Raw genomic sequence first — 6,161 nt, 5'->3', positions numbered from 1 at the left:
GGGTCTGATCGTCGCACCCGCCTCCGACAGTTTTTTGCCTTGACGCAAAGGCTCCGGTCGGGTCTGGACGATCACCGCAAGGGCGAAAAACGGTGTTACCGCGGGAACACACGGAGCCGGCCGGCCGCCAGCCCGGCGTGATCGGCGGCCGCTGAGGCGCGATCCCGCGGGACTGCGCGGAGTCGAACTGATCGTCAGCGCGGCTCGGTGGGGTCGAGGCGAACTTGGCCGGGTGTGCCAGTCCGGCTGTGCCAGTCCGGGTGTGCGCCGGCGGAATGGTGGTCAGGTGTGGCGGGGCGTCGGGGGTGAGGGCGCGGTCCCGTGGGACCGGCTGAACTTGGCCGAATGTCAGTGCGGCCCGCCGGGGGGCGACGAATATGCCGAAGGCAGTCTGATTGCTGTCATCCGTGGTGCAGGCAGCACGTCCGGTCTGTTTCCGTCGCCAGTCGGGTGGACTGCGCTGATTCCGTTCCGCCGAGGTGTGGGCAGTACGTCCTATGGCTACGGGCGGTCCAGCGGGGTTGGCCGCCGTCGCGGTGTGATGTCCTGGTGTGACAAGGATCGTGGCGGCCTGGCGGCCTGGCGGCCTGGCGGCCTGGCGGCGCTGGACGGGGGTGGGGAGTGCGCGGCGCGGTGAGTGTGGTCGTGGCGCTGGTGGCGCTCGTGGTCGCGTTGCCGGTGGGGAGACGGGTGGTGGCGGGGGTGCCGGCGGCGGGTGGTGAGGCGCCGCGCCGGCCGGTGCCGGCGGCGTGGGTGCTCGGGGTTGTGACCGTCGTCGGCGTGGGTGCGGTGACGGCGGTGCTGTGGCGGCATCCTGCCTGGCTGCCGGCCTATGACTATCTCGCCGTACTCGGGGTGTGGCTGGCGGCGATCGACCTGCGGGTGCACCGGCTGCCCGATCAGCTGGTGCTGCCGTCCTATCCGGTGCTGGCGGTGCTGTTCGGGTTCGCGGCGCTGGTGGAGGGGGACGCGGGGAGGCTCGCGCGGGGAGCGGTCGCGGGTGCCGTCTGCTGGCTGGCCTTCCTGGCGTTGCACCGGCTGCCGGGCGGTGGGTTCGGGCGAGGGGACGTGAAGCTCGTCGGGCTGCTCGGCGCGGGGCTGGGATGGCTGGGCTGGGGATGTGTGGTCCTCGGCCTGTTCGCCGGGGTCGTTCTCGGGGGTGTGGTGGCGCTCGGGCTGCTCGCGGCGCGCAGGGTCGGCCGGCGCGACCGGCTGGCCTACGGTCCGTTCCTGCTCGCGGGAACGCTGATCGCGGTGCTTGCCGGGGGCGGCTGAGCTGGTGACCGGGGGTACCGCGGGCGGCGGGGGACGTGAACCAGTTCCCAGCGGGACGTGCGGTGCTGGCTGGTCGTGAAAGACTGGATGGCATGGTGCGTTGGTTGACTGCCGGGGAGTCGCATGGTCCTGCCCTGGTGGCCACGGTCGAGGGGCTGCCCGCGGGCATCCGGCTGACCAGTGCGGACATCGCCGCCGAGCTCGCCCGGCGGCGGCTCGGGCATGGCCGCGGGGCGAGGATGAGCTTCGAGCGCGACGAGATCGAGCTGCTCGGCGGGCTCCGTCACGGCGTCTCGCTCGGCGGCCCGATCAGCGTCGTCGTGCGCAACACCGAGTGGCCGAAGTGGGAGCACGTCATGGCGCCCGACCCGGTCGATCCGGCCAGTCTCGCGGGGCTCGGTCGCAACGCGCCGCTGACCCGCCCCCGGCCGGGGCACGCGGACCTCGCCGGCATGCAGAAGTACGGCTTCGACGACGCCCGGCCCGTGCTGGAGCGGGCCAGCGCCCGGGAGACCGCGGCGCGCGTCGCGCTCGGCACGGCCGCCAAGGCGTTGCTGCGCCAGGCGTACGGGATCGAGGTGCTCTCCCACGTCGTCGCGATCGGCGCGGCCGAGGTGGCGCCGGGCACCCCGCCGCCGGGCCCGGGGTCGCTCGCGGCCGTGGACGCGGACCCGGTGCGTTGCGCCGACCACGCGGCGAGCGAGCGGATGGTCGCCGAGATCGACGCCGCCCACGCCGACGCGGACACCCTCGGCGGCATCGTCGAGGTGCTCGCCTACGGCTGCCCGCCGGGGCTCGGCAGTTACGTGCATGGCGACCGGCGGCTCGACGCGCGACTCGCCGCCGAGCTGATGGGCATCCAGGCGATCAAGGGTGTCGAGTTCGGTGACGGGTTCACCACCGCGCGTCGGCGCGGCTCGGTGGCGCACGACGAGATCGAGGCGATCGGCGGTGCCGGTCGCCGGGTGCGCCGAGCCACCGACCGGGCCGGCGGCGTCGAGGGCGGGATGACCACCGGCGAGCCGCTGCGGGTGCGCGCCGCCATGAAGCCGATCTCGTCGCTGACCCGCCCGCTGGCCACCGTCGACGTGGCGACGGGGGAGCCCGCCGTCGCGATCAACCAGCGCTCGGACGTGTGCGCGGTGCCGGCCGCCGGGGTCGTCGCGGAGGCGATGGTCGCGCTCGTGCTCGCCGACGCCGCCCTGGAGAAGTTCGGTGGCGATTCGGTGGAGGAGACGCGTCGTAACTGCGAGGCGTACCTGAAGTCCCTGGTCATCCACTGATGGGGGAGACATCGCCGCGGGCGGTGCTGGTCGGGGCGCCCGGCGCGGGCAAGACCACGGTGGGCACCCGGCTCGCACAGCGGTGGGGTGTGGAGTTCCGCGACACCGACGCCGACGTCGAGGCAGCCGAGGGGCGCAGCGTCTCCGACATCTTCGTCGAGTCCGGCGAGGAGTACTTCCGCGCGGCCGAGCACCGGGCGGTCGCCGCGGCGCTCGCCGGGCACGCCGGGATCGTCGCTCTCGGCGGCGGCGCCGTGCTCGATCCCGCCACCCGCACGCTGCTCGCCGGGCACCGGGTGGTGTACCTGCGTGTCGGTGTGTCCGACGCGGTGCGCAGGGTCGGCCTCGCGCGGGACCGGCCGCTGCTCGTCGAGGGGCCACGCACCCGCCTCGCCGCCCTGCTCAAGGCCCGTCAGCCGCTGTACGCCGAGGTCGCGGCGGTCGTCGTCGACACCGCGGGGCGCGAGCCCGACGAGGTCGTCGACCTGGTCGCCGCCGCGCTGGAGTAGAGGAAGCCGGAGTAGAGGACATCGTGGTGAGTGTGCAGACAAGGGTCGCCGACGTCGTCCGGATCCCGGTGCGGCCCGGCGGCGAGCGTCCCTACGATGTGGTGCTCGGCGAGGGGGTGCTCGGCGACCTCGGCGAGATCGTGGCCGGGCGGACCCGGGCCGCCGTGATCCATTCCGTCGCGCTGCGCGCCACCGCGGAGGCCGTCGTCGCCGACCTGCGGGCGAACGCCGAGGTGGAGGCGTACGCGATCGAGGTTCCGGACGGCGAGCGGGCCAAGCAGCTGCTTGTCGCCGGCCACTGCTGGGACGCCCTGGGCCGCATCGGCCTCACCCGCGACGACGTCGTGATCGGGCTGGGCGGCGGCACCGTCACCGACCTCGCCGGGTTCGTCGCCGCCAGCTGGCTGCGCGGGGTGGACGTCGTCCAGGTGCCGACGACCGTGCTCGCGATGGTCGACGCGGCCGTCGGCGGCAAGACCGGCATCGACACCGACGCGGGCAAGAACCTCGTCGGCGCCTTCCACCAGCCGCTGACGGTGCTGTGCGACCTGGCGACGCTCACCTCCCTGCCGGCGGTGGAGATCCGCTCCGGGCTCGCGGAGGTGGTCAAGACCGGCTTCATCGCCGACGGCGTCATTCTCGACCTGCTCGACGACGACCCGACCGGCGCCGCCCACCTGCCCGAGCTGATCGAGCGCTCGATCCGGGTGAAGGCGGACGTCGTCTCCGGCGACCCGCGCGAGGCCGGGCGCCGCGAGGTCCTCAACTACGGCCACACCCTCGGCCATGCCATCGAGAAGGTCGAGGGGTTCGGCTGGCGGCACGGCGCGGCGATCTCCGTCGGGATGGTGTTCGCCGCCGAGCTGTCCCGGCTGGCCGTCGGCCTCGACGGCGCCACCGCGGACCGGCACCGGGACCTGCTGTCCCGCGTCGGCCTGCCGGTGGCCTATCGGGGGGATCGCTGGCCGGCGCTGCTCGACGCGATGCGGGTGGACAAGAAGTCCCGCGGCCGGCGGCTGCGGTTCATTGGCCTGGCCGCGCAGGGGGAGACGGTCATCGTCGACGGCCCGGACGTCGGCCTGCTGATCTCCGCCTACGAGGCGGTCGCCCCCGAGCGCGGCGGCTGGGCTCGGTAGACTCGTCCGCGCCTGATGACTTCCGCCGTGCCGGCACGGCAACCGAACGGAGATCGTACGCAGTGGCGACCACCAACGACCTGAAGAACGGTATGACGCTCGACATCGACGGCGTGTTGTGGAGCGTCGTCGGCTTCCAGCATGTCAAGCCGGGAAAGGGTGGCGCGTTCGTCCGCACGACCCTCAAGAACGTGCTGAGCGGAAAGGTCGTCGACCGCACGTTCAACGCCGGCGTCAAGGTCGAGGTTGCGACCGTGGACCGCCGCGAGATGACCTACCTCTACCGCGACGGCGCCGACTTCGTCTTCATGGACAGCGAGTCCTACGACCAGATCCCGGTCCCGCCGAACGTCGTCGGCTCGGTCGCCGACTACATGCTCGAGAACACGGTCGCCACCGTCGCGCTGCACGACAGCGCGCCGCTGTACGTCGAGCTGCCGGCGAGCGTCGAGCTCACCATCGAGCAGACCGACCCGGGCGTGCAGGGTGACCGCTCGACCGGTGGGACGAAGCCGGCCACCCTGGAGACCGGTGCGACCATCAACGTCCCGCTGTTCATCACCAGCGGCGAGAAGGTCAAGGTCGACACCCGCGACGGCCGTTATCTCGGCCGGGTGACGAGCTGAGCGCCCGGTCCAAGGCCCGCAGGCGCGCGCTCGACATTCTCTTCGAGGCGGACGTGCGCGGCGCGCGCGTGCCGGAGATCCTCGACGCCCGTCTGACCCGGGCCGATCCGCCCGTCTCGGAGTACGCCGAGGGCCTGGTGGAAGGCGTCGTCGAGCACTGGCAGGAGATCAACGAGCGGATCGGCCACCACGCGCAGGGCTGGACGCTGGAGCGCATGCCGTCGGTGGACCGCAACATCCTGCGGATCGCGGTGCTGGAACTGCTGTGGCGGCCTGACGTGCCGCCGCGGGTCGTGATCGACGAGGCGGTGGAGCTGGCGAAGAGCCTGTCCACCGAACGCTCGCCGGCGTTCGTCAACGGGCTGCTCGGCAGCCTGATCGATGCGGGGGAGACGACGGCGTCAGGCGGGTGACGTCCGCGTGCCCGGTACGCCGCTCCTGGCGACGTACCGGGATACCCCGGCCAAACCCGCGTCCCGTCGAGGTGAAGCTGGCCTGCTCAGACGTCGGAGGCGGTCGCGTCCGCGCCCTGCTCGGGGGAGAGCACGCCCCAGGAGACGAGCTGCTCGGTGAGCTTGCTTGGCGAGGTGTCGTAGATCACCGCGAGTGAGCGGAGGTCCTCGTACCGGATAGACAGCACCCGGCCGTTGTAGTCACCGCGCTGGCTCTGGATGGTCGCCGCGTAGCGAGCGAGGGGGCCACCCTGCTCCTTGGGGACCTGAGAAAGCCGCTCGAGGTCAAGGACGATCCGCGGGGACTGCTCGAGCGGAGCGACGGTGGAACCCTCGGGCAGCAGCTCCCCGACGGGGACGCCGTAGAACTCCGCGAGCTCCGAGAGACGCTGAACGGTGACGGCGCGGTCCCCACGTTCGTAGGAACCCACGACGACGGCTTTCCACCGACCGTGCGACTTCTCTTCGACGCCATGAAGCGAGAGCCCCTGCTGGGTGCGTATTGCGCGCAGCCGAGCACCGAGCGCCTTCGCATAGTCGGACATCGGAGTGCCCACTCCTGTCGTGGTTGATCATTGGAACCGGGGCTCATGCCTCCGGCGGTTACCGATAGTAGTGCCCGCCGGGTTGAGGCTCGACACCCGGGGGGTCGTGTCGCTTCTTTCTTTGTACCACTTTCTGTAGCCCTCCGGTTGCGCGCTCCGCCTGCCCGGCGGGAACTTCCCCCCGACGCCGTACTGGCGCGGACGGCTGGCAGGACGGTGACGTGCCCCACTACCCCCGGCTCGCCGAGAGGCTCGCACCCGCCTACCGGTTCGCCGCGCACGGATGGGCACGCACCGTGCGCGCCGCCGACGACCTGTTCGTCTACCTGGTGGCG

Annotated in this window: 7 protein-coding genes; 6 read left to right on the top strand and 1 reads right to left on the bottom strand. The window is 72.4% G+C overall.

Translation table 11 applies throughout. The features are described 5' to 3' along the window. The first annotated feature begins 633 nt into the window (after positions 1-633). From C1A33_RS18475 to nusB, 6 genes are all read left to right on the top strand, one after another. Positions 634-1,275, top strand: coding sequence for a prepilin peptidase (locus C1A33_RS18475; RefSeq protein WP_101832723.1), 642 nt, complete (start codon positions 634-636; stop codon positions 1,273-1,275). 92 nt (positions 1,276-1,367) lie between these two features. Next, positions 1,368-2,558 (top strand): chorismate synthase, encoded by a 1,191-nt coding sequence (gene aroC, locus C1A33_RS18470; protein WP_101832722.1) that lies wholly within the window; start codon positions 1,368-1,370, stop codon positions 2,556-2,558. After that, a complete protein-coding gene (locus C1A33_RS18465; RefSeq protein WP_101832721.1) occupies positions 2,558-3,067 on the top strand; it encodes a shikimate kinase in 510 nt (169 codons plus the stop codon). Before aroC ends, C1A33_RS18465 begins: the two co-directional genes overlap by 1 nt. Positions 3,068-3,093: 26 nt before the next feature. After that, positions 3,094-4,203 carry a 3-dehydroquinate synthase gene (aroB, locus tag C1A33_RS18460; RefSeq protein WP_101832720.1) on the top strand — a complete coding sequence of 370 codons (1,110 nt, stop codon included), beginning with the start codon at positions 3,094-3,096 and terminating at the stop codon, positions 4,201-4,203. 62 nt (positions 4,204-4,265) lie between these two features. Then, a complete protein-coding gene (efp, locus tag C1A33_RS18455; RefSeq protein ID WP_101832719.1) occupies positions 4,266-4,829 on the top strand; it encodes an elongation factor P in 564 nt (187 codons plus the stop codon). Next, entirely contained in the window at positions 4,826-5,242 is a 417-nt protein-coding gene (gene nusB / locus C1A33_RS18450) for a transcription antitermination factor NusB (RefSeq protein ID WP_101832718.1), read from the top strand. The genes efp and nusB overlap by 4 nt, the downstream gene beginning before the upstream one ends. Positions 5,243-5,328: 86 nt before the next feature. Here nusB and bldD read toward each other — a convergent pair whose 3' ends face one another. Further along, a complete protein-coding gene (gene bldD / locus C1A33_RS18445) occupies positions 5,329-5,826 on the bottom strand; it encodes a transcriptional regulator BldD (protein ID WP_009742788.1) in 498 nt (165 codons plus the stop codon). Between the last annotated feature and the right edge of the window lie 335 nt (positions 5,827-6,161).

The sequence above is a fragment of the Frankia canadensis genome (genome assembly GCF_900197875.1).
GTDB lineage: Bacteria > Actinomycetota > Actinomycetes > Frankiales > Frankiaceae > Frankia > Frankia canadensis.
This window is presented reverse-complemented; position numbering and strand designations above follow the sequence as displayed.

Bases quoted from the DNA above. Each gene is read 5' to 3' on its own strand.
- aroC (WP_101832722.1), top strand. From the start codon at position 1,368: ATGGTGCGTTGGTTGACTGCCGGGGAGTCGCATGGTCCTGCCCTGGTG.
- C1A33_RS18465 (WP_101832721.1), top strand. From the start codon at position 2,558: ATGGGGGAGACATCGCCGCGGGCGGTGCTGGTCGGGGCGCCCGGCGCG.
- bldD (WP_009742788.1), bottom strand. From the start codon at position 5,826: ATGTCCGACTATGCGAAGGCGCTCGGTGCTCGGCTGCGCGCAATACGC.